Here is a 22,913-nt window from a genome sequence, read left to right as displayed (position 1 = left end):
CCGTATCCCTGTCGAGAGGGAACCATTGCAATCCATTCAGGGAGTAACGCACGATGAAACGGAACGTGAGCCTCATTGCCTTCGTTCTGCTGCTGACCGCGCTCGCATCGGCGCAATGGGGCTGCAGCAGGTCGAACTCGACCACGACCGACAAGGGAAAAAACAAGCTCGTCGTGCCCGTCGAGATCGGCGCCGTCATCTCGGGTGACATCGCGGCCTATTTCACCGGCACGGCCACGGTCGAGGCCGAGCAGGAGACCGAGGTCGTCGCCAAGGTCGGCGGCGTCGTCGAGCGGATCCTCGTGGAGGAGGGGGACTACGTGCAGGCCGGGCAGGTCATCGCGAAGCTCGACGAGGAGAAGATCGCCGTCCAGCTCGAACAGGCGCAGGCAAATCTCGCCCGCCTGGAGAACAGTTACCGCCGGAACGAGGACCTGCACGCGAAACAGCTCGTCTCGACCGAGGTCTTCCAGCAGGCCAAGTACGATTACGAGCAGCAGAAGGCGGCCTTCGACCTGGCCAGGCTCGACCTGAAGTACACCGACATCCGCACGCCGATCGCCGGCGTCGTCGCCGAGCGGCTCGTCAAGGTCGGCAACATGATCCTCCCCAACCAGCCGGTCTACCGTGTCACCGGGCTCGATCCCCTGATCGCCGTGCTGCACGTGCCCGAGAAGCAGATCTCGCGGCTGCGGGTCGGCCAGGAGTCGCGCCTGCAGATCGACGCCCTGCCCGGGGCGGACTTCACCGGACGCATCAAGCGGCTCAGCCCCGTCGTCGATCCGGGCACGGGGACGGTCAAGGTGACGGTCGAGATGCGCGACCCGTCGCGCCGGCTCCGGCCCGGGATGTTCGCCCGCGTCAAGATCATCTACGACGTGCACGAGAACACCGTTCTCGCCCCGAAGGACGCCATCATGGCCGAGGACCGCGAATCCGCCGTCTTCGTCGTGCAGGACAGCATCGCCGTGAGGCGCTTCGTGACGATCGGCTACGAGAACACGACGCACGTCGAGATCCTCGAGGGGCTGTTGCCGGGCGACACGCTCGTGACCACCGGCAAGAGCAGCCTCAAGGACAGCTCGACGGTCGATATCGTGAGCCGGCGGGGGGCGAAGCGGTAATGAACATCATCGACCTCTCGATCAGGCGCCGCGTGACGGTGGCCATGTTCACGCTCGCGGTCCTCCTCTTCGGCGCCGTCTCCTTCTCCCGTCTCAAGATGAACCTGCTTCCCGAGCTCACCTACCCGACCCTCACCGTCCGGACGGAATATCCCGGCGCCGCCCCCGCCGAGATCGAGAACCTGATCTCGAAACCGATCGAGGAGGCCGTCGGCGTCGTCAAGAACGTGACCCGCGTCTCGTCGATCTCGCGCTCCGGCCAGTCCGACGTCATCCTCGAATTCGAGTGGGGCACGGACATGGATTACGCCGGCCTCGACGTGCGCGAGAAGCTCGACGCCCTCGAGCTGCCCCTCGACGTCCCCCGGCCCACGATCCTGCGGTTCGACCCCTCCCTCGAGCCGATCATCCGCTTCGGCTTCTGCCGGAAGAAGGACGCCGCCCCGGTCGCCCCGCCGGACGTCATCCTCGCCGGCTCGGACGCCGACACCGTGGCATACGGGGCGTCGGTCGGCGCCGCGCCCGCGCTTGCCGGCATCTTCGACGAGGAGGAACTGAAGTTCCTGCGCCGCTTCGCCGAGGAGGAGATCAAGAAGGAGCTCGAGGCCGCCCGGGGCGTCGCCGCGGTGAAGGTCAGCGGAGGACTCGAGGACGAGATCCAGATTCTCGTCGACCAGGGGCGCCTCGCGCAGCTCGACCTGCCGATCGACCGGCTCGCCGCCCAGATCGGCGCCGAGAACGTGAACCTCTCGGGCGGACGGCTCGAGGAGGGCACCCAGCAGTACCTCGTGCGGACGCTCAACCAGTTCCGCTCGATCGGGGAGATCGGCGACGTCATCGTCTCGACGAAGGACGGCAAGCCGGTCTACCTGCGCGACATCGCCACGGTCTTGCACGGCTTCAAGGAACGGGAGGCCGTCACGCGCCTCGACGGGCGCGAGGCGGTGGAGATCGCCGTCTACAAGGAGGGCGACGCGAACACCGTGAGCGTCGCGCGCGACGTGGAACGCCGGCTCGCCCGGGTCCGCGACCTTCTTCCCGACGGCTACGAGCTCGTCGAGGTCTACGACCAGTCGACCTTCATCTCCCAGGCGATCACCGAGGTCATCCAGGCCGGCGTCATCGGCGGACTGCTCGCCGTCTTCGTCCTCTACTTCTTCCTGCAGAACTTCTGGGCGACGGTCATCATCTCGCTGTCGATCCCCGTGTCGGTGATCGCCACCTTCAACCTGATGTTCGGCGCCGACCTGACGCTCAACATCATGTCGCTCGGCGGCATCGCGCTCGGGATAGGCATGCTCGTCGACAACTCGATCGTCGTGCTCGAGAACATCGCCCGGCACCGGGAACGGGGCAAGACGGCCGGGGACGCGGCCCGCGACGGGGCGAGCGAGGTCGGCACGGCCGTGACGGCCTCCACGCTCACGACGGTCGCCGTCTTCCTCCCCCTCGTGTTCGTCAAGGGGATATCCGGGCAGCTCTTCCGCGACCAGGCGCTGACCGTCACCTTCGCCCTGCTCGCGTCCCTCTGGGTCGCCCTCACCCTCATACCGATGCTCGCCTCGCTGCACGGGCACGCGGCCGCGGCGCCACCGCCCCGGCCGAAGACGCCGCCGCGCAACCGTATCGCGCGCGTCTTCTCCCGGATCGGCCGTGCGCTCTTCACGACGGCGCCCGTCTGCGTCGTCCGGGCCCTGCGGTTCGCCGCGAAGATCCTGTCCCGCGTGGCGCTCTTTCTCGTCAAACCCTTCCTCCGGCTCTTCCTCGCCGTCTACTCGCGCGTGGAGAAACGATATCACGCGGCGCTCGACTGGTCGCTCGACCACCGGGCCGCGGTGCTTTTCATCGCCTTCGGCCTCTTCGTCGTCTCGCTGGCCGCCGCGACGCGCATCGGCGTCGAGCTCATCCCGCAGCTCTCGCAGGGTGAATTCCAGGTGGAGTTCCGCCTCTCCCCCGGCACCCCCCTCGAGGCGACCGACGAGGCGATCGCCGGCATCCAGGAGGCCGCGGGGAACATCGACGGCGTCAAGACGACCTTCGCCGTCGCCGGCACGGGCAACCGCATGGACGCGGACCCCGAGCAGGGCGGCGAGAACTGGGGGGAATTGAACGTCTCCCTCGCGCCGGGATCGGGCCACGAGGACGAGGCGAGGGTGATCGACCTTCTGCGCCTCGAGCTCGCCGCGCAGCCCGACCTGCAGTACAAGTTCGCCCGGCCGACGCTCTTCAGCTTCAAGACGCCGATCGAGATCGAGGTCGCCGGCTACGAGCTCCGCCACCTGCGCCGCGTCTCCGACGAGATCGCCCGGCGTCTCGACGCCTCGCCGCGCTTCGCCGACGTGAAGAACACGATGAAGAGCGGCCACCCCGAGATCCAGATCCGGTTCGACCGCGAACGGGCCGCTTCGCTCGGTTTCGCCGTCTACGAGGTGGCCGACCGCGTCGTCTCCAAGGTCCGCGGCGACGTGGCGACGCGCTACTCGTGGCGCGACCGGAAGATCGACGTCCTCGTGCGCGCCCGCGAGAACGACCGGAATTCCGTCGAGAAGATCCGCCGGCTGATCATCAACCCGGAGAGCGAATACCCCGTCACGCTCGACGCCGTCGCCGACATCGTCATCGAGACCGGCCCCGGGGAGATCCGCCGGGTCGACCAGGAGCGCGTCGCGATCGTCACGGCGAATCTCGCCATGGGGGACCTCGGCGCGGCGGCCTTCGAGATCGAGGAGATCATCCGCCAGACCGCCGTTCCCGCGGGGATAACGGCGAGCCTCACGGGGCAGAACCGGGAGATGTCAGCCTCCTTCCGTTCGCTGCAGTTCGCCCTGCTGCTGGCCGTCTTCCTCGTCTACCTGGTGATGGCGAGCCAGTTCGAGTCCTTCCTGCACCCCTTCGTCATCCTCTTCACGATCCCGCTCGCGCTCATCGGGGTCGTGCTGGCCCTGTCGATCACCAAATCGACGATCAGCGTCGTCGTTCTGATCGGGTTGATCCTTCTCGCGGGCATCGTCGTGAACAACGCGATCGTCCTGGTCGACTACGTCAACCAGCTCAGGCGGCGCGGCATGGAGAAGCGCGAGGCGATCGTCGAGGGGGCCCATTCCCGGCTCCGGCCGATCATGATGACGATGCTCACCACCTCGCTCGGCCTCCTGCCCCTGGCGATCGGGATCGGCGAGGGGGCCGAGATCCGCGCCCCGATGGCGATCACCGTGATCGGGGGGCTCACCGTCTCGACCCTGCTCACGCTCATCGTGATCCCGGTCATGTATTCCGTGCTCGACCGGACGAAGAGCGGCGCGGGGCCGGCGGGAACCGGGAAGGGCGGGCCGGGATGAACCTCGCCGAGTTCTCGCTCAAACGCCCCGTGACGACGATGATGTTCTTTCTCTGCTTCGTCGTCGTCGGCGCGATCTGCGCGCGACTGCTCCCCCTCGAGTATTTTCCCGACGTGGACGCCCCCTTCATCTACGTCGACATCCCCTACCCGGGGTCGACGCCGGAGGAGATCGAGCGGCAGATCACCCGCCCCGCGGAGGAGGTCCTCGCGACGATCAGCGGGTACAAGCGGATGCGTTCGTGGTCTCGCGAGAACGGCGCGGGAATCCAGTTCGACTTCAACTGGGGCATCAACGCCAACCTGAAGGCCCTCGAGGCGAAGGAGAAGCTCGAGGGCATCCGGACACTCTTCCCGGACGATCTCGAGCGCTTCCACATCTTCAAGTTCTCGACGAGCGACATGCACATCCTCCAGTTGCGCATCTCGAGCAACCGCGAGCTCTCGAACGCGTTCGACATGCTCAACCGGAACGTCAAGCGGCGCATCGAACGGATCGCCGGCGTCTCCAAGGTGGACCTCTACGGCGTATCGCGGCGGGAGATCCGCATCCAGCTTCTCGCCGACCGCGTGATCGAACACCGTATCGACCTCGCCAGACTCACCGAGACGCTGCGGCGGGAGAACTTCCTCGTGACGGCCGGCAAGATCACCGACAACGGCCGTCGATTCGTTCTGCGCCCCGTCGGCGAGCTGAAGACGGTCGAGGAGATCGGCTCGATCGTCGTCGGCGAGCACAACCTGCATCTCCGCGACATCGCCGAGATCGCCTACGACCACCCCGACCTCACCTACGGCAGGCACCTGAACCGCAAGTACGCCGTCGGCGTCGACATCTTCAAGGAATCGGGGGCGAACCTCGTCGACGTGGCCGACCGCGTGATCGAGGAGATCGACCGGATCCGCGGCCTTCCCGAGATGGACGGAATCGCCATCTACTACATGGACAACATGTCCGAGGGCGTCCAGAGCTCGCTGCGCGAGGTGCTCAAGGCCGGGCTGCTCGGCGGCGCGCTCGCCATCGTCCTGCTCTACCTCTTCCTCCGGCGGCTCGCGACCACCCTGATCGTCGCCCTCGCCGTGCCACTGTCGCTCCTCATCACGCTGAGCTTCATGTATTTCCTGGGGCTCTCGCTGAACATCCTCTCGATGATGGGTCTCATGCTCGCCGTGGGAATGCTCGTGGACAACGCGGTCGTGGTGACCGAGAGCATCCACCGCCACCAGATCATGCACGAGCAGCCGCGGAAGGCGATCCTCCGGGGCGTCAACGAGGTCTCCCTCGCCATCACCGCGGGAACGGCGACGACGGCGATCGTCTTCCTCCCCAACATCGTCTCCGACAACAACGACATCGCCATCTATCTCAAGCACATCGCCTTCTCGATCTGCATCGCGCTGGGCGTGTCGCTCATTCTCGCCCAGACGATCGTGCCGCTCCTCGCGTCCCGGCTGAAGCCGCCGGCGGGCAGACCGAAACGGACGGTGATCGACGGCCTGATCGACCGGTACCACCGCGTCCTCGGCTGGTCGCTCGACCACCACAAGGCGAGCGTCGGCATCATCCTTCTCGTGCTGGTGAGCGTCGCCGCGCCGATGGCCCTCGTGAAGAACGAGTTCTTCGCCGACCCGGAAGACCGCCGCCTCCGTCTGCGGTACAACATCAACGACAGCTACACGGTCGAGAAGGTCGAGGCCGCCGTCGACGTCTACGAGGAATACCTCTTCGACCACGAGGACGAGTTCGAGATCGAATCGATCTACTCCTACTACCAGGGCAACTACGCGATGTCCACGATCAACCTCCGGAAGGGGGACGCGGCCAGGAAATCGATCGAGGAGATCAAGGAGGCGATCCGGGACAGCCTGCCGAAGATGGCGATCGCCAATCCCTCCTTCGAGCGGATGGACGAGGGACGCGGAAACACGGTCCGCCTCCAGCTCACCGGCAAATCCAGCGAGCAGCTCGTGGAGATCTCCCGCGACATCGCCTGGACGCTCTCGCAGGTAACCGGCTTCTCGGACGTCCGCTCCGACGCCGAGACGGGCGAGCGCGAGGTGCAGGTGGTCGTCGACCGCGACCGCGCGCGGCAGTACGGCGTCTCGGCGCGGGAGGTCGCGACGGTCGTCTCGGCGGCGATGCGCGGCATCAACCTGCGGCGCTTCCGGAACGAGACCGGCGAGGTCGAGATGCGGCTGATGTTCCAGGACACCGACCGCCAGTCGCTCGACCAGCTCCGCAACGTGCCGATGATCCTCGAGAACGGACAGCCGATCTCGATCGGCACGCTGGCCGATTTCCGGCTCGCGCGCGGCCCGCGGACGATCTACCGCGAGAACCGCACGACGTCGCTCGGCGTCACCGCCCACGTCGACGGGATCACGACGGGGGACGCCCGGGATCTCGTCCGGCAAATCATGGGCAACTACACCCTCCCCTCCGGATACACGTGGAATTTCGGCGAGCAGTTCGACTACGAGCGGGAGGCGATGAACACGATGCTCGTCAACATGCTCCTCGCACTCGCCCTGATCTATTTCGTGATGGCGGCCCTCTTCGAGTCGCTGCTCTTTCCCGCCGCCATCTGGACGCAGATCATCTTCGCCGTGATCGGCGTCTACTGGTTCTTCCTCATCACCGGCACCGTGATGTCGCTGATGGGCATGATCGGGATACTCATCCTGATCGGCGTCGTCGTGAACAACGGGATCGTTCTCGTCGATCACATCAACCGGCTCCGCGCGTCGGGGCTGCCCCGGAACGAGGCGATCCTCCAGGCGGGACGCGACCGGCTCCGGCCGATCCTCATGACGGCCGGCACCACCGTACTCAGCCTCGTCCCCCTCTGCGTGGTGCGCACGCAGATCGGCGGGGACGGACCGCCATATTTTCCGATGGCCCGCGCGATCGTCGGTGGACTGACCTTCTCGACGGCGATCACCCTGCTGATCCTGCCGACGATCTACGTCCTGCTCGACGACCTGCGCGACTGGTCGGAGCGGGTCCGTTCGATGGCGCGGTGACGAGTCGAATACGCCGGGCGGGGAAACAGGACCGGCGGTGGGATCGTAGTACAACCGTGGCGCACGGGTAGGGACAAACGAAGGAGGGACAATGAGACGCATCTTCCTGCTGGTTCTCGCGGCGGCCGTTTTCGCGGCGATTCCCGCGACGGCCGGAACCGACAGCAGCGGCCGGATCTACGGCACGCTGACGGCCGCCGACGGCGAAGTCTTCGAGGGGCTGATCCGCTGGGACACCAACGAGGCGTCGTGGGTGGACATACTCGACGGCAACAAGGACCGGTTCCGCTCGAACGACCGGGGCAGACGACGGGGCAGCCGGCGCACCCGTGACCGGATCGAGTTCTTCGGCATCAGGATCGAGGGGTCCGGCATCTACACCGAGGACGACCGGTCGCTCTCCGGCATCTGCTTCGGCCACATCGCCTCCCTCGAGGTGATCGGCGACGACGAGGTGGCCCTCACCTTGAAATCCGGCGACGAGCTCGAGTTCTCCGGCGGCTCCACCGACATCGGCGACGAGATCCGCGGGATCGTCATCGAGGACGCGAAGAAGGGGGAGGTCGAGTTCGACTGGGAGGACGTCGACCGGATCGATTTCAGCGCGTCGCCGCCCGGACTGGCGTCGAGCTTCGGCGATCGGCTGTACGGGACGCTGACGACCCGCAGCGACGACACCTTCACCGGCTGGGTCTGCTGGGACGTCGACGAGCTCTTCACCACCGACGAGCTCGACGGACGCAGCAGCCGCCGGCGCCGCCACATCGAATTCGGCGACATACGCATGATCGAGCGGAAGGGCTCCGACGGCGCGCGCCTGACCCTTTGGGACGGCAACACGATGGTGCTCAGCGGGTCGAACGACGTGGACGACTCGAACCGCGGCATCGCCATCTTCGTGGAGGGATTCGGCCGGGTGACCGTCCGCTGGGACGAGTTCGAGAGCCTCGAGTTCCTCGAGCCGCCGGCGGCGCCCGTCTACGGGGATTTCGACGGCGGCCGACGCATCATGGGCACCGTCTACACGACCGACGGCGGAAGCGTCTCCGGCGCGATCCGGTGGGACGACGACGAGGAGTACACCTGGGAATACCTCGACGGGGAGTTCCGCGACATCGAGATGGACATCGAGTTCGCCAACATCGCCGAGATCAGGCGGAAGGGCTTCCGCTCGGCGATCGTCTCGGTCTGGGACGGCCCGGCTTTCCGGCTCCGCGGCTCCAACGACGTCGACGAGGACAACCGGGGGATCTTCGTCACGACGGCAGAGGGCGAGGAGGTCGACATCGACTGGGAGGATCTCGACCGGGTGGTCTTCTCCCGGTAGGAACCGGAAACGGCAAGCAGTCGAACGGGCCGGTCGGCGACGCCGACCGGCCCGTTCTCGTTCACGCCGATTCCGCGCACACTACCCGATATACTTCCCCCTCGGCGTGTACCCCGTGTGGAGCAGCGAGTGCGACAGGTGGCCGCACGGCCCATCCGTGAGGAACTCCTCGTAGATCCTGGCGATGGCCGGGTTCTCGTGCGACTTCCTCGCTTTGCCGGCGCGTCCGTAAGCCGCGTCCTCGTTGTAGATCGCCTGCGCGCGCTTCGCGCGGATCTCCGGGCTCGTCGGGATCGGCTGCCCGCCGCCGCCGAGGCAGCCGCCCGGGCAGGCCATGAACTCGATGAAGTGGCACTCGGAGAACTTGCCGCCGGCCTTGATGTCCTCCATGACCTTCTTCGCGTTCGCCGTGCCGTGGGCCACGCCGAGCTTCAGGGTGGCCCCCTTCAGCCAGTTCCAGTCGGGAACGAGGTGGCTGATCAGTCCGGGCACCGGCCCGACCTCCTCGGGGATCGTGAGCTCGGCGTACTTGACGCCCTCGAAACCGCGGACCGGGATGATGTCGGCGTGATCGTAGAAATCCTCCACCTGCTTGCCCGTGACGAACTCGATGACGCTGCGCAGCGCCGCCTCCATCACGCCGCCGGAGGCGCCGAAGATGACGCCCGAGCCCGAGGCGGTGCCGAAGGGATCGTCGAAATCGCTCTTGGGCATGTCGGGAAGATTGATTCCGGCCTCGCGGATCATCTGGGCGAGTTCGCGGGTGGTGAGGCCGTAGTCGACGTCCTTGAACCCGCTGTCGGACATCTCGGGCCGGTTGCACTCGAACTTCTTGGCCGAGCAGGGCATGAGCGCCACGCTCACGACATCCTTCGGATCGATCCCGTTGAGCTTCGCGTACCACGTCTTGATGACCGCGCCGAACATCTGCTGCGGGCTCTTCGCCGAGGAGACGTGATCGAGGTAATCGGGATAGAAGTGCTCGATGTACTTCACCCAGCCCGGGCTGCAGCTCGTGAACTGCGGCAGGGGCATCGAGCCGTCGCCCTCGACGAGGTTCCTGTAGAGCCTGAGGATGAGCTCCGTTCCCTCCTCGATGATCGTGAGATCGGCCGAGAAGTTGGTGTCGAACACCTTGTCGAATCCGCAACGCCGGAGCGCGGTGTTCATTTCCCAGGTCATCGGGGTGCCCGGCTCCTGGCCGAACTCCTCGCCGATCCCGGCGCGCGGGCTCGGCGCCGTCTGGATGACGACGTGCTTCGTCGGATCGTCGATCGCCGCCCAGACCTCGTCGGTCGGATCGTTCGCGCGGAGCGCGCCGGTCGGGCAGCGGTTGATGCACTGGCCGCAGTTGATGCAGATGACGTCGCTCAGCCCCCTGTCGAGGTAGGTCGATATCCTCGCATCGGCCCCGCGGCCGATCGTCTCGAGCACGCCGACTTCCTGCAGGTCGATGCAGGTGCGCACGCAGCGACGGCACTGGATGCACTTGTTGTCGTCGCGGACGAGGGCGTAGCTCGTGCGGTCGATCTCGTAGAGGGGCTTTTCGGGATGCCCGAACCGGTAGAAATCGACGCCGTATTCCTTCGCCAGCTCCTGCAGCTCGCAGTTGTTGTTGCGGAAGCAGGAATAGCATTCCCCGTAGTGCTCGGAGAGGAGCAGGTCGAGGATGTGCCGGCGCGCCTGGCGCACCTTGCGCGTGTGGGTCCAGATCGTGATCGGCTGCGTGATGGGGTATGCGCACGAGGCCTGGAGGGTGCGCTGTCCCTCGACCTCGACCACGCAGATCCGGCAGACGCCGGCCACGCAGAGATCCTCGTGGTGGCAGAGGGTCGGGATGCGGACACCGATCTTCCTGGCCGCCTCGAGAATCGTCGTGCCGAGCGGCACCTTGACGTCGTTGCCGTCGATCGTCGCCGTCACGAGGGTCCCGATCGCGTCGGTATCCGCCGGCGGCTCGACCACGTGCGGCTTCGTGCTCGACGAGGCGTGCGCGGTGTCGTCCGTGCAGGGTTTCTTCTTGTCGGTCATGTTCCTGTTCCTCCAGCGGTTAGGCCGACGCGGGCGTGCGGCCCATGATCTCATCCTTGAAATGCTCGACGATGGACAGGAAGGCATTCGGGCTCGACTGGCCGAGCCCGCACTTGGACGCGATCTGCATCGTCTCGCCGAGCCTGCACAGCTCGCGGAGGTAGGCCATGGAGCACTTGCCCTCCTTGAGCATGCGCACTCCCTCGAGGAGCTTCGAATTGCCGATGCGGCAGGGCGTGCACTGCCCGCACGATTCCTCGACGAAGAAGTCGCAGAAGTTCTCGGCCACGTCGAGCATGTCCCGGTGGTCGCCGAAAACCATGACCGAGCCGCCGGTCGGAACGTCCTCGTAGGCGATGGTGCGCGCGAATTCCTCGGCCGGCACGCAGTGGCCCGAGGCGCCGCCGATCTGCGCCGCCTTGGCGTCGGCGCCGCCGGCCTGCTCCAGGAGCTCGGCCACCGTGATGCCCATCGGGAACTCGTAGACGCCGGGAAGATCGACGTCGCCGGAGACGCTGAAGAGCTTGAGGCCCGTCGAGCGCTCGGTGCCGATGCCCTTGAACCAGTCGGCGCCCTTGATCATGATCGTCGCCGCCCAGGCGAAGGTCTCGACGTTGTTGACGATCGTCGGCTGGCCGAAAAGCCCCGTGTTCACGGGGAAGGGCGGGCGGTTGCGCGGCTCGCCGCGCTTGCCCTCGAGGCTCTCGATGAGGGCCGTTTCCTCGCCGCAGATGTAGGCGCCGGCGCCGAGACGAACGGTGATGTCGAAATCGAAGCCCTTCTTGCCGCAGACGTCCGTGCCGAGCTTGCCCTCCTCGCGGCGCTTCTCGAGCATCTCGTGGAGATCCTTGACGAGGTAGGTGTACTCGCCCCGGAGGTAGATGATGCCCTCCTTCGCGCCGATGGCGTACCCGGCGAGTGTCATGCCGTCGAAGACGAGCTCGGGCCACTCGGTGAGGATGAGACGGTCCTTGAAGGTACCGGGCTCTCCCTCGTCGGCGTTGCAGACGACGTACTTCGCGTCGCCCTGCGCGCCGGCGGCGAGGTTCCACTTGACGCCGGTGGGGAATCCGGCCCCGCCGCGTCCCTTCATGTTCGAGTCGCGGATGACGCCGATCGCGTCGGCGCGCGGCATGCCGAGCGCCTTCTTCAGCCCGGCGTCGGGCTCGACCGACGCGAAGGTGATCTCGTTGCGGATGGTGTCGCTGGTCATAATGCGATCCCCTCCTTCTGCATGGAGGACGGTCCGAAGGACCGGCGGCAGGCCTCGAGGATGTCGTGTACCTTCTCGGGCGTGACGTGCGTGAAGACCTGGTCGTTCACGAGCATCGCGGGGCCCTGGTCGCACATGCCGATGCAGTTCGCCCACTCGAGGGTGAACCGGCCGTCCTCGGTCGTCTCGCCGAACTCGATGCCGAGATCGTTCTCGAGCTGGCGGGCGACGGCCTTCTTGCCGGCCATGTCGCAGCTGATCGTCCGGCAGAGACGGATGACGAACTTGCCGTGGTATTTCTCGTTGAGGAAGGCGTAGAACGTGACCACGCTGTAGACCTCGACCGGGTGGATGCCGAGCATGTCGGCGATCGCCTGCATCGTGAAGTCGGAGATCTGACCGTAGTGTTCCTGGACTTCCATGAGAATGGGAATCAACGACGGACGCCCGGAGCCGTGTTTCCCGACCAGCGCCCGGAGCTCCGCAAGGAGCTTGTCCTGTTTCGTGAGCATGGAACTCTCCTCGTTACCGGTTCAACAGGGCTTTCACCTTTTCGACCAGCGTCGCCGGCGCGACGGGCTTCTCGATGAAATCGTCGACGGGAGTCACCTCGTCGTCCTTGTCGTAGTGCATGCCCGTCACCTTGTCGATGCTCGACATCATGAGGATCGGGCGCTCGAACCCCGACTTGCGGAGTTCCTGGGCCATGAAGATGCCGTCGTCCGGCTCGTCCATCATGACATCCAGCACGAGCAGGTCGGGGTGTTCGGCGGCGATGTGCTTCATGCCCTCGTCGCGGCTGAAGGCCGTCGCCACGTCGTGCCCTTCCTTCTCGAGGTACATCTTGGTCGCCTCGACGACATCGGGATCGTCGTCAACCACGAGGATCCGCGCCATATCGGCTCTCCTTCTGCTGCTGATCTGCGCGCGGTCCCGCCGGTCCGACGCCGCGGTGACCGCCCCTGCACGTTCGTTTTGGCGCCCCGCGTCGCGCACGGGACAGTTCTCTCCCATCGCGCCGCGCGGAGCATGCCTATAAGTAATGACAAACGACGGCGGATGGCAACCGGGAAGTGAAGTATAACGCAATATTTTCGTTAAAGTATAACCTGTTATCCTGCAAGGTTTCCGGACGCGGTATCGGCGTATGCGAATGTCGCTCGCCTCTATTGAACGAGATGCCCGGGAGGGTGGATGATTTCCCTTGATGCGGAGACAACCGCCCGTTCACGAAACGGGACGGTCCGATGACGGAGCGTTTCACGGCGAGACGCGGGCGATGTCGGAAATGAAGAAACCGCGCCGGGCCGCACCACGATCCTTCAGGTAAAGAGGGCGGCCGGGGCTTGGGGCGGGGGCGAACCGCCGAAGGGGACGGCCGGGGCCGGGAAGGCGGCGGCCGTTCCCCCGCGGGTTGGACGCGACCCTGGGGCAAGGCGGCGCCGCGCGGGTCCGGAACGGCGCGTATGGCGCCTCGCCGTGCCGCTCGCCGTCAGCGCATCGCGCCGGCGAGGGTGTCGGGCCGCGAAAACAGCACGGTGAGACGCGGCGGGGGACCGGTCGCCATGCTGCGGAACTCGACGACGGTGCCCCCCGTCTCGATGAGCGTCGCGGGCACCATCCTGAGGTTGAACCCGATGCAGGTGTCCCCGGCGCTCGATGTTCACGTACTCGTCCGGGCTGGCGTTGTTCGAGACGAGGATCTGCTGGTGCTCATAAATGAAATCGCCCACGCCGTCCTTCAGGTAGATCGTGTTCTGGTAGCGCCCGCCGTCGGCGATGTAGGCGTCGACGGCCGGCTCGATCACGACGGTGACCTGCGTTGTGCAGGGTGGACAGCCGGGACAGGTCGGGTCGACGCAGAGCGGACAATCCTCCTCGCAGCCCCCGGCGAGGCAGGCGAGCAGAAGGACGGCGCACGCGGCGAGAAACGCGCGGACCGATTCGCGTGGTTTCATGGTATCTCCTCTGTGCGGCGGAGTCCCGTCTCAACGATACGTATTCGCGATTTCAGGTGCAACACCGATCCACCGCGGTGTCAGACGCGAACCCGCCGCGACGCCGGACGCGCTTGATCGCTCCGCGAGCAGAAAACGGCGCACGGCGCCCACTGGCACCGCCGCGGCGCGGCCGCCTTCATAATCCCTGGCCCCCCTCCCGCCCCTCGTGCTACGATTCCCGCGTCGGCGCCGGCCTTCCGGCGCCGCGAAAGGGGATCATCATGAACGAACGAAACGTTGTGCCGGTCGTGCTTCTCGCGGCCGGTATCGCCCTTGCGGGCTGGTTCGTCGGCAACGGCTTCATGAAGGGCCGGGCGGCCGATCGCTTCGTCACGGTGAAGGGGGTCTCCGAACGCGAGGTGACCGCCGACGTCGCCCTCTGGCCCCTCTCCTTCGCCGCCACCGACGACGATCTCGCGCGGGCCCAGGCGGGGATCCGCGCGGCGAAGAAGACCGTCGTCTCGTTTTTGAAGGAGCGCGGGTTCTCCGACGGGGAGATCGAGGTCCAGCGACTCTCGGTGAGCGACGCCTTCACCGACCGCTACCGCGACGGCGCGGTCCGGAGCCGCTACGTGATCGAGCAGACGCTCATGGTACGCACGAGCGAGTGCGCCAAGGTGCAGGAGGCGAGCCAGGCGCTCGACGCCCTCGTCGAGCAGGGCGTGGTCCTCTCGTCGAACCCCTACGCGGGTGGCCCGACCTACCTCTTCACCGGCCTCAGCGACCTCAAGCCGGAGATGATCGCCGAGGCGACGGCCAAGGCCCGCCGCGCCGCCGAGCAGTTCGCCACCGACTCGGGGAGCGAGGTCGGCGGGATCCGCCGGGCCAACCAGGGCGTCTTCGTCATCCTCGCCCGCGACCGGGCCCCGGGAATCAACGAGGCGGCCCAGCTGCACAAGACGGTCCGCGTCGTCTCGACGATCGAGTACTTCCTCGAGGACTGAGGCGCGCTGCCGCAACGCGGACGCGATCTTTTCCGGCCGCGCATCGCATCGCCCTTCCCCTTTCCCGCCGATCCTCGCCGGCCGGGACGCGGTACCGCCGGCGCGCCGTCCCGCCAGTACATGCTCGTCCGCATATATTTACCCGGATTATATTGACACCGCCTTTTTACCCGGGTATATTATTCCGCGAACGCCCGGGAGCACCGGGCGTGGACATCGCAAAGAAAGGTGCACCGGATGGCTGAACAGCGGACGGGCACGTATACCGCCTTCCTCGACCGGCGGATGATCGCCGCCGGGCCGATCGACATCGTCGTTCTCGAGGCGAAGCGACGTTACGACACCGGCGATCCGGGCCGTCTCGTCATCTATCGCGACGCCACCGGGGAGACGATCGACATCGATTACCGGGGAACCCCGGAGGAGAGCCTCGCACGGCTCGCCGATCACCCCGTGCTCCCCCGCGGGGAAAAGGACGCCCTTCGGCCTCGCGGCCCGGGCCGCCCGCGCCTCGGCGTGGTGGCCAGGGAGGTCACCCTCCTCCCCCGCCACTGGGAGTGGTTGCGCGGTCAGCGGGGCGGGGCGTCGGCGACCCTGCGCCGCCTCGTCGAGGATGCGAGCCGCGCGAGCCGCGGCGAGGATCTCGCCCGGGAGGCGATCGAGGCCGCGCACCGCTTCATGTGGGACATGGCCGGGGATCTCCCGCGGTTCGAGGAGGCCTCCCGCGCCCTCTTCGCCCGCGACATGGACGCCCTCGAGCGAACGATCGACGGGTGGCCGACCGATGTCGCGGGATACCTGCTCTGTCTCGCGAGAGGGACGGCCGTCCCGGGAAAGGGAAACTCCGCGGAACCGAAGGCCGGCCTCTGACACGCCGGCCGGGACGCGACGGCGCCGCCCGCACCGGTCACTCCGGGCGCCCCGCCCGTGTTTCGTCGGCGGGCGCCGCGCCCTGCGCCTCCACCGACAGCCCGAGGGACCGCCATTCGGCGACGCCGCCGGCGCAGCGCAGGGCGCGCATCCCGGAGGCCCGGAGCAGGTCCACCGCGCGATCGGCGAGCAGGCAGTACGGCCCGCGGCAAAAGGCGACGACGGGACGGTCCCGGGGAAGCTCGTTGAGCCGCGCCTCGATCTCCTCCTCGGGAATCGAGACGGCCCCCGGCAGATGGCCGCTGGCGAACTCTTCCGGGGGACGCACGTCGATCACAAGCACCTCCCGGCGCGCGACGAGCCGCGCGAGATCCTCGGCATTCATCGTCCGGTCGGGCGCGTCCCAGTCGATATCCATCGTCGCGGAGACGCGATCCTCCGCGAACCGCCGGATCATCACCCACAGCGACGTCACCCGCTCGTCGGCGATCGAGTAGATCGCGCGCCGCCCGCTCTTGACCCGTTTCACCAACCCGGCGGCGAGAAGGCGCCGCAGGTGATGCGACACGTTCTTGAGCGGCTGGTCGCACGCGACGGCGAGCGAATCGACCGTCCGCGGCCCCTGCGCGAGAATCTCGATGATCTCGAGCCTGAGCGGATCGGCGAACAGCTTCGCCGTGTCGGCGACCTGCCGGTAGCCCTGCACGTTCCTGTCGTCCTTCACGACGCCCTCTCTCCCGTTGCCGGGGGACGCGGCGGCCGGTCGCCCCCGCCGTTCATGCTACTCCCGCACCAGGGGAACATCGCACGTCGGGCATTTCTTCTGATTGCAGGGGCGGCCGCGCTCATGCGGCTCCCGGTGTCCGCAGCGCGGGCACACGCACGAGCCGCCCGAGCCGGCGCCCCCGGCGCCCCTGCCGCGTCCGCCGCTTCTCGGTCCCGAACCGTCGAAATCAGGCATCGTCGCACCTCCTTGCCCGGCGTGGCCGGGTCGTCTTCTCGCACAACCATCCAATGTACGTTGGATAATGATACGCCACATTTTCATGAAGTCAATGTATTTTTGGGTTGTTATGATATCGCTCCTGGTATATCATTCCAATCCATTGTGGAATGAAAGGAGCGTGTACCCGTGGCGAACACGAAACTGACGATCGGGCTCTTCTCCGGCGGTCTCGACAGGCTGACCGCGGCCGGCGTCATCGTGGGCGGGGCGGCCGCCGACGACATGGAGATCGAGGTCTTCGTGCTGATGCAGGGGGCGCGGGCGTTCCTGAAAGACGTCGCCGCGAAACCGGTCGAGCTGCCCCTCGCCGAGAACGACGCGATGCGCGACCGGTTCGTCGAGTCCCTCGGCCGACTCAACGTGACGCCGTGGCTCGAGGCCTTCAGGGAGGCGAAGGAGCTCACCGACATGAAGGTCTACATGTGCGGGCTCGCCGGAAAGATCTGGGGCGGCATGGAGAAATCGGACTTCGTCGACATCGTCGACGACATCGTCGGCATCGGCGAGTGTCTCACCTCCATGCAACACGCCGACATCCACCTGTTCATCTGACGGAAGGAACGGACATGGACGCTGCCGAACTGGCGAATCTCACCGTGGACAAGACCGTCGACGCGCGGGCGACCGCCTGCCCCGGCCCGCTCCTGGCCGCCAAGAAGGCAATCAGCACGATCGCGTCGGGCCAGATCATGGAAGTGCTGTCGTCCGACGCGGCAACGAAACGCGACGTGCCGAAGTGGGCCGAGAAGAAGGGGCACGAGTACCTCGGCACCATCGAGGAATCGGGCTTTTTCCGGATCTTCATGAAGAAGCAATGACGGACGCGGGCGGCAGGGACGGCGTCTCGATCCTCGTCTTCTCCACCGAGAAGATCTCCGATCCGGCGATCGACCTCGCGGGTTTGCTGAAGCAGCACTACCCGCCGACGGTGGACACCATCAGCGTGCCCTGCTCCGGCGGCATCAAGCCGAGATGGATCATGCGCGCCTTCGAGCGCGGATTCGACGGCGTCTTCATCGCCGCCGACGGCACCGACTGCCCGTACGGGGAGTCCTGCGCCGAAAAGACCGCCGAGATCGTCAGGCGGACACAGGAGATGATGAAGGAGCGGGGGATGGATCCAGCGCGACTGCGCATGGCCGCGATCTGTTCCGTCTGCTCCGAGACCTTCGTGAAGATGGTGACGTCCCTGACCGACGCCCTGGCCGGAGCCCGAAAACAAACCTGAGGAGAGCGCGGCTTCGTGAACGAAGAGACCGGCACCATGCAGTTCGACGCGGTCGTGATCGGCGGCGGCATCGCCGGCCAGGAATCGGCCCTGAACCTGGCCGACACGGGACGCACGGTCCTCCTCGTCGAGAAGGATCTCTCCATCGGCGGCAGGATGATCCACCTGAGCAAGGTGTTTCCGACGCTCGACTGCGCCGCCTGCATCACCACCCCGAAGGTTTCCGAGACGGCGCGCCACCCGAACATCACCGTGATGACCAACACCGAGATCGGCGACGTCGCCCGGCGGGCCGACGGCGCCTTCGAGGGAACGTTGACGACGCGGCCGCGGTACGTCGTCGAGAAAAACTGCACGGGCTGCCAGAAGTGCGAGGCGGTCTGCCCGGTCGTCGTCGACGACCAGTACCAGTACGGCCTCGTCGGCAGGAAAGCCGCCTACGTCCCCTTCAGCATCGCCAACCCGCGGGTCGCCGCGATCGATCTTGATCATTGCATCCTCTGCGGCGCGTGCGAACGGGCGTGCCCATCCGAAGCGATCGATTTCACGCAGGAAACCCGGACGACCGGCGTGATCGCGGGCACGATCGTCGTCGCGATGGGCTTCCGTCTCTTCGAGCCGGCCCGCATCGAGAACTACGGCGCGGGCCACTTCGGCAACGTCATCACCTCGATGCAGATGGAACGGCAGCTCGTGCCGACGCGGCCGTTCAACAACGTCCTGCGCCCCACCGACGGCAAGATCCCCGACAACATCGCCTACGTCCTGTGCGCCGGCTCGCGCGACGCTACCCTCGGCAATCCCATCTGCTCGCAGGTCTGCTGCATGTACTCCATGAAGCAGGGTCAGCTCCTGCTCGGCGCGCTGCCGATGGCCGACATCACGATCTACTACATAGACATCAGGGCCTTCGGGAAAGGATACGAGGAGTTCTACCGCAGCACCGAGGGGATGGGCGTCGAGTTCGTCAAGGGGAAGGTGGGAACGATCGAGGAGCGCGACGACGGGGACCTGGTCCTCCGGTACGAGGACATCGTCGAGGGAACGGTGAAGGAAGCGGTACACGACCTCGTCGTGCTTTCCGTCGGCATGCTCTCGAACCCGGAGGCGGGCGGAATCTTCCGGGGCGGCGCCCTCGAGCTCGACGACTACGGCTACGTGCGGCGGGCCGACCGGTTGAGCGACCCGGCGGGAACGAGCATCGCCGGCGTCTTCGTGGCGGGGACCGCCTCCGGCCCCATGGACATCCCGGACTCGATCGCGTCGGCCGGAGCGGCCGCCGCGGGGGCCCTGGCATACCTGGAGAGCACGCCATGACCGAACGGATCGGCGTCTACATCTGCCAGTGCGGATCGAACATCTCCGACTACGTCGACGTCGAGGCGGTCAGGGCGGCGGTCGAGCAGGTGGACGGGGTCGCCTTGGCGAAGGTGACGATGTTCGCCTGCGCCGACTCGACGCAGCAGGAGATCGTGCAGGACATCGAGGAACAGCGGCTCGACGGCATGGTCGTGGCATCCTGTTCCCCGAAGCTCCACCTCTTCACCTTCAGGAACGTCGCCGAGCGCGCGGGCATCAACAGGTACAACTACGTGCAGGCGAATATCCGCGAGCAGGGCTCCTGGGCGCACTCGGACACCCCCGCCGAGGCGACGGCGAAGGCGATCCGCACCGTGAAGGCCGCCATCTCGCGGGCGCTGCTCTCCGAGCCCCTGGAGCCGGCCCGCATCTCCTCCGAGACGGCGATCCTCGTCGTCGGAGCGGGCGTCTCCGGCATGCAGACCGCCATCGCCCTGGCCGACGCCGGCTCGCGCGTCTTCCTCGTCGAGCGGGACCATTTCGTCGGGGGGCGGACCGCACAGTGGGGCGAGCTCTTCCCCACCGGCGAGACGGGCGCCTCGGTCGCGTCGGGCCTCTACGGGCGGATCGAGGAGCGCGACGACATCGAGCTCCTCACCGGGTGCGAGATCGTCTCGGCGTCGGGCAGCGTCGGCAATTTCGAGGTGCGGCTCCAAACGACGCCACGCGGGCTCGCCCCCGGCGCGCGCGGTGAAGAAGACGACGACGGCTTCGAAGAACGTCTCGCCCGGGCGATCGACGCCTGCCCCGTCGTCGTTCCCGACCCGTTCGAGTTCGGCCTCGGCGAGCGGAAGGCCCTGTACAGCCGCGGCGGCGGCTCGCCCTCCCTCCCCGTCGTCGACCGCGAGCACTGCACGCGGTGCGGTGCGTGCGTCGAGATCTGCCCCGAGATCGATCCCGGCCTCGAGGAAGAGTTCCGCGACATCCGCGCCGGGGCCGTCGTCATCGCGACCGGCTTCGATCCCTACGAGCCGGCCGAGGGGGAGTTCGGCTACGGCCGGATCCCGAACGTTATCACCCTGCAGCAGTTCGAGCGGCTCCTCGCCACGGGAGGCGACAGCCTCGCCTTCAACGGACGCGCGGTGCGGAACATCGCCTACATCTTCTGCGTGGGCAGCCGGCAGGACGAGGCGGTCGAAGGCGTGAACACGTACTGCTCGCGCTACTGCTGCGCCGCGGCGATCCACGCGGGGCTCGTCGCCCGGCGCCGCTTCGGCGACGTGCTGAACTACCACGTCACCAGGGGCGTGCGGACGTACGGGACGACCGAGGAGATCTACGAGGAATCCTCGAAGCTCGGCGACATCTACCTGCAGACGGCCGACGACGATCCGCCCGTCGTGACCGGATCGAACGGCACGGCGACGGTGACGGCTCGCGACCTGCTCACCGGCGGCGCCGAGCTCGAGATCGAGGCCGATCTCGTCGTCCTCGTCACCGGGATGGTCCCGCGGGCGGACGACCGGATCGGCGCCATCCTGAAAGCCCCCGCCGGCAGGGACGGCTTCTTCAACGAGGTGCATCCCAAGCTCAAGCCGGTCGAGACCGTCATCGACGGCGTCTTCCTCTCGGGGGCCGCGCAGGGGCCGAAGAATATCGTCGAGGCGGTGACGGCGGCGAGATCGGCGGCCGTCAAGGCGCATGCCCTGGTCAGGACGGGGGAGATCGAGCTCGAACCGACCATGGCGAAAATCGACCCGACAATCTGCGAATGGTGCGGCGCCTGCGCCGAGGCCTGCCCCTTCGACGCGATCGCGGAGACGAGCCGGGATGGCGCGACGATCGCCGTGGTCGACGAATCGATCTGCAAGGGCTGCGGCATGTGCCTTCCCGTCTGCCCGGTGAACGCCATCCAGCTCATCGGGTACACCGACGGGGAGATCGAGGCGATGATCGACGCCATGGCCGAGTGAGCTGGAGCGAGACGACCATGAACGACAGGAAACGGACGATCGATCACATGAAAGAGCGGCGCGAGGCGCCCGCCGAGGCAAGGGAGCTGGCGAAGCGCTTCGCCCGGATGCGCAAAACCATCCTCGGCGCGCTCCGCGACGGGCCGCTGACGATCCCCGAGATCGCCGAACGGACGGGCCTCCCGCCGGCCGAGGTCACGTACGGTCTCATGACGCTGCGCAAGTTCGGCCAGGTGGAGACCCTCGTCGAGGACGACGTCGACGAGTACTACCGCTATCGAGCGAAGGACTGATCGCATGGCGCTGATACGCCCGGATTTCGCGAAGGAGATAGAGAAGTACGGCGGGGTCGACTTCTCGGCCTGCTTTAACTGCGGCAACTGCACGGCGGTCTGCCCCCTCGCCGAGCGGGACAACACCTTCCCCCGGCGCCTGCTCCGCTACACCGTGCTCGGCCTGGAGGAGGATCTGCAGCGCGCGCCGGAGCCCTGGCTCTGCTACTACTGCGGCGATTGCAGCACGACCTGCCCGCGCCAGGCGAACCCCGGCGAGATCATGATGTCCCTCCGGCGCTACCTGACGGCCAGCTACGACTGGACGGGGCTCTCCAGGAGATTCTACACGTCGAAGCTCTGGGAGATCGGCGTGCTCGCCGCCGTCGCGGCCGTCGTCGTCCTCCTCTTCGTCTTCTTCCTCCCCTTCACCGCCTACCCGGCCGCCCTCATCAACGAGGACGGGGGCGTCAGGATCAACTCCTTCGTCGAGGGGATGGCGGCCGAGCGTTTCGTGCGCTACATCGAGCTGGGCGACTGGGTCATGGCGGCGATCATCTCGTTCTTTCTGATCTCGAACATCTTCAACATGTACCTGAAGATCGTCGTCAGGAGCGGCAGGGGGAAGGTGCCCCTCCGCGCGTACGTGACCGAGGCGTGGAACCTCGTCTTCCATTTCGCCACGCAGATCAGGTTCGCCAAGTGCACCGACCGGAGCTACTGGGCCCTCCACTGGTGGCTCATGTCGGGGTACACGATCATGTTCACGATGATCGTCGTCTTCCTGCCGTGGTTCCAGACCGAGCGCATCCATCCGATCATGCATCCGCAGCGGTTCCTCGGGTACTACGCGACGATCGGCATCCTGCTCGCCATCGTCGTCTGGTCGGTGAAGCGGATCAGGAAATCGGGCGAGGCGCACAAGCACACCCACGAGACCGACTGGATCTTCCTCATTCTCCTCTTCTGCACGACGCTCACGGGCATCCTCGTGCACTTCTTCAGGCTCGGCGGCATGGTCCGGACCACCTACTACACCTACGTCGTCCACCTCGCCATCCTCGTGCCGATGCTCGTGGTGGAGGTCCCCTTCTCGAAGTGGTCGCACCTCGCCTACCGTCCCCTGGCGATCTATTTCACGAACCTCGTGAACGTCGCGCAACGGAGCAAACGGGCCTGACGGGAATTCTTCCGGCGACAACCAACCGATTTTCCGAGAAAACTGTTGTCATATCCCGCGGCATCGGCCACCATACCCCCTTTGC

At 66.6% G+C, this 22,913-nt stretch carries 19 protein-coding genes; 14 read left to right on the top strand and 5 right to left on the bottom strand.

The window, feature by feature from the left end; translation table 11 throughout:
* The first annotated feature begins 53 nt into the window (after positions 1-53).
* The 4 genes from JW876_06330 (at position 54) to JW876_06315 (ending at position 8,812) form a co-directional block, all read left to right on the top strand.
* On the top strand, positions 54-1,124 hold the full coding sequence (locus JW876_06330) for an efflux RND transporter periplasmic adaptor subunit (GenBank protein ID MBN1885123.1): 1,071 nt from the start codon (positions 54-56) through the stop codon (positions 1,122-1,124).
* The gene (locus tag JW876_06325; GenBank protein ID MBN1885122.1) at positions 1,124-4,462 is read left to right on the top strand and encodes an efflux RND transporter permease subunit; all 3,339 of its coding nucleotides are present in this window, start codon (positions 1,124-1,126) and stop codon (positions 4,460-4,462) included. The genes JW876_06330 and JW876_06325 overlap by 1 nt, the downstream gene beginning before the upstream one ends.
* Entirely contained in the window at positions 4,459-7,485 is a 3,027-nt protein-coding gene (locus tag JW876_06320; GenBank protein MBN1885121.1) for an efflux RND transporter permease subunit, read from the top strand. The genes JW876_06325 and JW876_06320 overlap by 4 nt, the downstream gene beginning before the upstream one ends.
* 91 nt (positions 7,486-7,576) lie before the next feature.
* Positions 7,577-8,812, top strand: a complete 1,236-nt coding sequence (locus tag JW876_06315; GenBank protein MBN1885120.1) for a hypothetical protein — start codon at positions 7,577-7,579, stop codon at positions 8,810-8,812.
* Between the two features lie 81 nt (positions 8,813-8,893).
* Here the strand turns inward: JW876_06315 and JW876_06310 are convergent, their stop codons facing one another.
* The 4 genes from JW876_06310 to JW876_06295 are packed head-to-tail and all read right to left on the bottom strand — an operon-like array spanning position 8,894 to position 12,953.
* Positions 8,894-10,843, bottom strand: a complete 1,950-nt coding sequence (locus JW876_06310; protein ID MBN1885119.1) for an iron hydrogenase small subunit — start codon at positions 10,841-10,843, stop codon at positions 8,894-8,896.
* Between the two features lie 19 nt (positions 10,844-10,862).
* Positions 10,863-12,056, bottom strand: coding sequence for an SLBB domain-containing protein (locus tag JW876_06305; protein MBN1885118.1), 1,194 nt, complete (start codon positions 12,054-12,056; stop codon positions 10,863-10,865).
* Positions 12,053-12,568, bottom strand: coding sequence for an NADH-quinone oxidoreductase subunit NuoE (nuoE, locus tag JW876_06300; GenBank protein ID MBN1885117.1), 516 nt, complete (start codon positions 12,566-12,568; stop codon positions 12,053-12,055). The genes JW876_06305 and nuoE overlap by 4 nt, the downstream gene beginning before the upstream one ends.
* Positions 12,569-12,581: 13 nt before the next feature.
* On the bottom strand, positions 12,582-12,953 hold the full coding sequence (locus JW876_06295; protein ID MBN1885116.1) for a response regulator: 372 nt from the start codon (positions 12,951-12,953) through the stop codon (positions 12,582-12,584).
* A 668-nt stretch (positions 12,954-13,621) separates the two neighbouring features.
* Here JW876_06295 and JW876_06290 point away from each other — a divergent pair.
* From JW876_06290 to JW876_06280, 3 genes are all read left to right on the top strand, one after another.
* Positions 13,622-14,131 carry a hypothetical protein gene (locus tag JW876_06290; GenBank protein MBN1885115.1) on the top strand — a complete coding sequence of 170 codons (510 nt, stop codon included), beginning with the start codon at positions 13,622-13,624 and terminating at the stop codon, positions 14,129-14,131.
* Between the two features lie 146 nt (positions 14,132-14,277).
* A complete protein-coding gene (locus JW876_06285) occupies positions 14,278-15,000 on the top strand; it encodes an SIMPL domain-containing protein (protein ID MBN1885114.1) in 723 nt (240 codons plus the stop codon).
* A gap of 237 nt (positions 15,001-15,237) precedes the next feature.
* The gene (locus JW876_06280; GenBank protein MBN1885113.1) at positions 15,238-15,870 is read left to right on the top strand and encodes a DUF2239 family protein; all 633 of its coding nucleotides are present in this window, start codon (positions 15,238-15,240) and stop codon (positions 15,868-15,870) included.
* Between the two features lie 37 nt (positions 15,871-15,907).
* On the opposite strand, the gene JW876_06275 is transcribed toward JW876_06280, so the two are convergent.
* A complete protein-coding gene (locus JW876_06275) occupies positions 15,908-16,594 on the bottom strand; it encodes an ArsR family transcriptional regulator (protein ID MBN1885112.1) in 687 nt (228 codons plus the stop codon).
* Positions 16,595-17,002: 408 nt separating this feature from the next.
* Here JW876_06275 and JW876_06270 point away from each other — a divergent pair, with 408 nt between their 5' ends.
* The 7 genes from JW876_06270 to JW876_06240 are packed head-to-tail and all read left to right on the top strand — an operon-like array spanning position 17,003 to position 22,828.
* Positions 17,003-17,428 (top strand): hypothetical protein, encoded by a 426-nt coding sequence (locus tag JW876_06270; protein MBN1885111.1) that lies wholly within the window; start codon positions 17,003-17,005, stop codon positions 17,426-17,428.
* Between the two features lie 14 nt (positions 17,429-17,442).
* Entirely contained in the window at positions 17,443-17,694 is a 252-nt protein-coding gene (locus tag JW876_06265; GenBank protein MBN1885110.1) for a sulfurtransferase TusA family protein, read from the top strand.
* Complete coding sequence (locus JW876_06260; protein MBN1885109.1) at positions 17,691-18,104, top strand: hydrogenase iron-sulfur subunit; 414 nt, start codon at positions 17,691-17,693, stop codon at positions 18,102-18,104. Before JW876_06265 ends, JW876_06260 begins: the two co-directional genes overlap by 4 nt.
* Before the next feature lie 36 nt (positions 18,105-18,140).
* On the top strand, positions 18,141-19,421 hold the full coding sequence (locus JW876_06255; protein MBN1885108.1) for a CoB--CoM heterodisulfide reductase iron-sulfur subunit A family protein: 1,281 nt from the start codon (positions 18,141-18,143) through the stop codon (positions 19,419-19,421).
* Positions 19,418-21,376: a CoB--CoM heterodisulfide reductase iron-sulfur subunit A family protein gene (locus JW876_06250; protein MBN1885107.1), complete on the top strand. Its 1,959-nt coding sequence runs from the start codon at positions 19,418-19,420 to the stop codon at positions 21,374-21,376. The genes JW876_06255 and JW876_06250 overlap by 4 nt, the downstream gene beginning before the upstream one ends.
* Positions 21,377-21,393: 17 nt before the next feature.
* Entirely contained in the window at positions 21,394-21,669 is a 276-nt protein-coding gene (locus JW876_06245) for a helix-turn-helix domain-containing protein (GenBank protein MBN1885106.1), read from the top strand.
* Between the two features lie 4 nt (positions 21,670-21,673).
* Positions 21,674-22,828, top strand: coding sequence for a 4Fe-4S dicluster domain-containing protein (locus JW876_06240; protein MBN1885105.1), 1,155 nt, complete (start codon positions 21,674-21,676; stop codon positions 22,826-22,828).
* Positions 22,829-22,913: the final 85 nt, after the last annotated feature.

The organism is Candidatus Krumholzibacteriota bacterium (assembly GCA_016931295.1).
In the GTDB taxonomy this organism is placed as follows: Bacteria; Krumholzibacteriota; Krumholzibacteriia; order Krumholzibacteriales; family Krumholzibacteriaceae; genus JAFGEZ01.
The sequence above is the reverse complement of the archived record's forward strand: the minus strand, read 5'-3'. Positions and strand labels throughout refer to the sequence as shown.

Excerpts from the sequence above, each read along its gene's own strand:
- JW876_06250 (MBN1885107.1), top strand. The coding sequence starts at position 19,418 with ATGACCGAACGGATCGGCGTCTACATCTGCCAGTGCGGATCGAACATC.
- JW876_06325 (MBN1885122.1), top strand. The coding sequence starts at position 1,124 with ATGAACATCATCGACCTCTCGATCAGGCGCCGCGTGACGGTGGCCATG.
- JW876_06245 (MBN1885106.1), top strand. The coding sequence starts at position 21,394 with ATGAACGACAGGAAACGGACGATCGATCACATGAAAGAGCGGCGCGAG.
- JW876_06290 (MBN1885115.1), top strand. The coding sequence starts at position 13,622 with ATGCTGCGGAACTCGACGACGGTGCCCCCCGTCTCGATGAGCGTCGCG.
- JW876_06280 (MBN1885113.1), top strand. The coding sequence starts at position 15,238 with ATGGCTGAACAGCGGACGGGCACGTATACCGCCTTCCTCGACCGGCGG.
- JW876_06320 (MBN1885121.1), top strand. The coding sequence starts at position 4,459 with ATGAACCTCGCCGAGTTCTCGCTCAAACGCCCCGTGACGACGATGATG.
- JW876_06310 (MBN1885119.1), bottom strand. The coding sequence starts at position 10,843 with ATGACCGACAAGAAGAAACCCTGCACGGACGACACCGCGCACGCCTCG.
- JW876_06305 (MBN1885118.1), bottom strand. The coding sequence starts at position 12,056 with ATGACCAGCGACACCATCCGCAACGAGATCACCTTCGCGTCGGTCGAG.
- JW876_06260 (MBN1885109.1), top strand. The coding sequence starts at position 17,691 with ATGACGGACGCGGGCGGCAGGGACGGCGTCTCGATCCTCGTCTTCTCC.
- JW876_06265 (MBN1885110.1), top strand. The coding sequence starts at position 17,443 with ATGGACGCTGCCGAACTGGCGAATCTCACCGTGGACAAGACCGTCGAC.
- JW876_06295 (MBN1885116.1), bottom strand. The coding sequence starts at position 12,953 with ATGGCGCGGATCCTCGTGGTTGACGACGATCCCGATGTCGTCGAGGCG.
- JW876_06255 (MBN1885108.1), top strand. The coding sequence starts at position 18,141 with ATGCAGTTCGACGCGGTCGTGATCGGCGGCGGCATCGCCGGCCAGGAA.
- JW876_06285 (MBN1885114.1), top strand. The coding sequence starts at position 14,278 with ATGAACGAACGAAACGTTGTGCCGGTCGTGCTTCTCGCGGCCGGTATC.
- JW876_06240 (MBN1885105.1), top strand. The coding sequence starts at position 21,674 with ATGGCGCTGATACGCCCGGATTTCGCGAAGGAGATAGAGAAGTACGGC.
- nuoE (MBN1885117.1), bottom strand. The coding sequence starts at position 12,568 with ATGCTCACGAAACAGGACAAGCTCCTTGCGGAGCTCCGGGCGCTGGTC.
- JW876_06330 (MBN1885123.1), top strand. The coding sequence starts at position 54 with ATGAAACGGAACGTGAGCCTCATTGCCTTCGTTCTGCTGCTGACCGCG.
- JW876_06315 (MBN1885120.1), top strand. The coding sequence starts at position 7,577 with ATGAGACGCATCTTCCTGCTGGTTCTCGCGGCGGCCGTTTTCGCGGCG.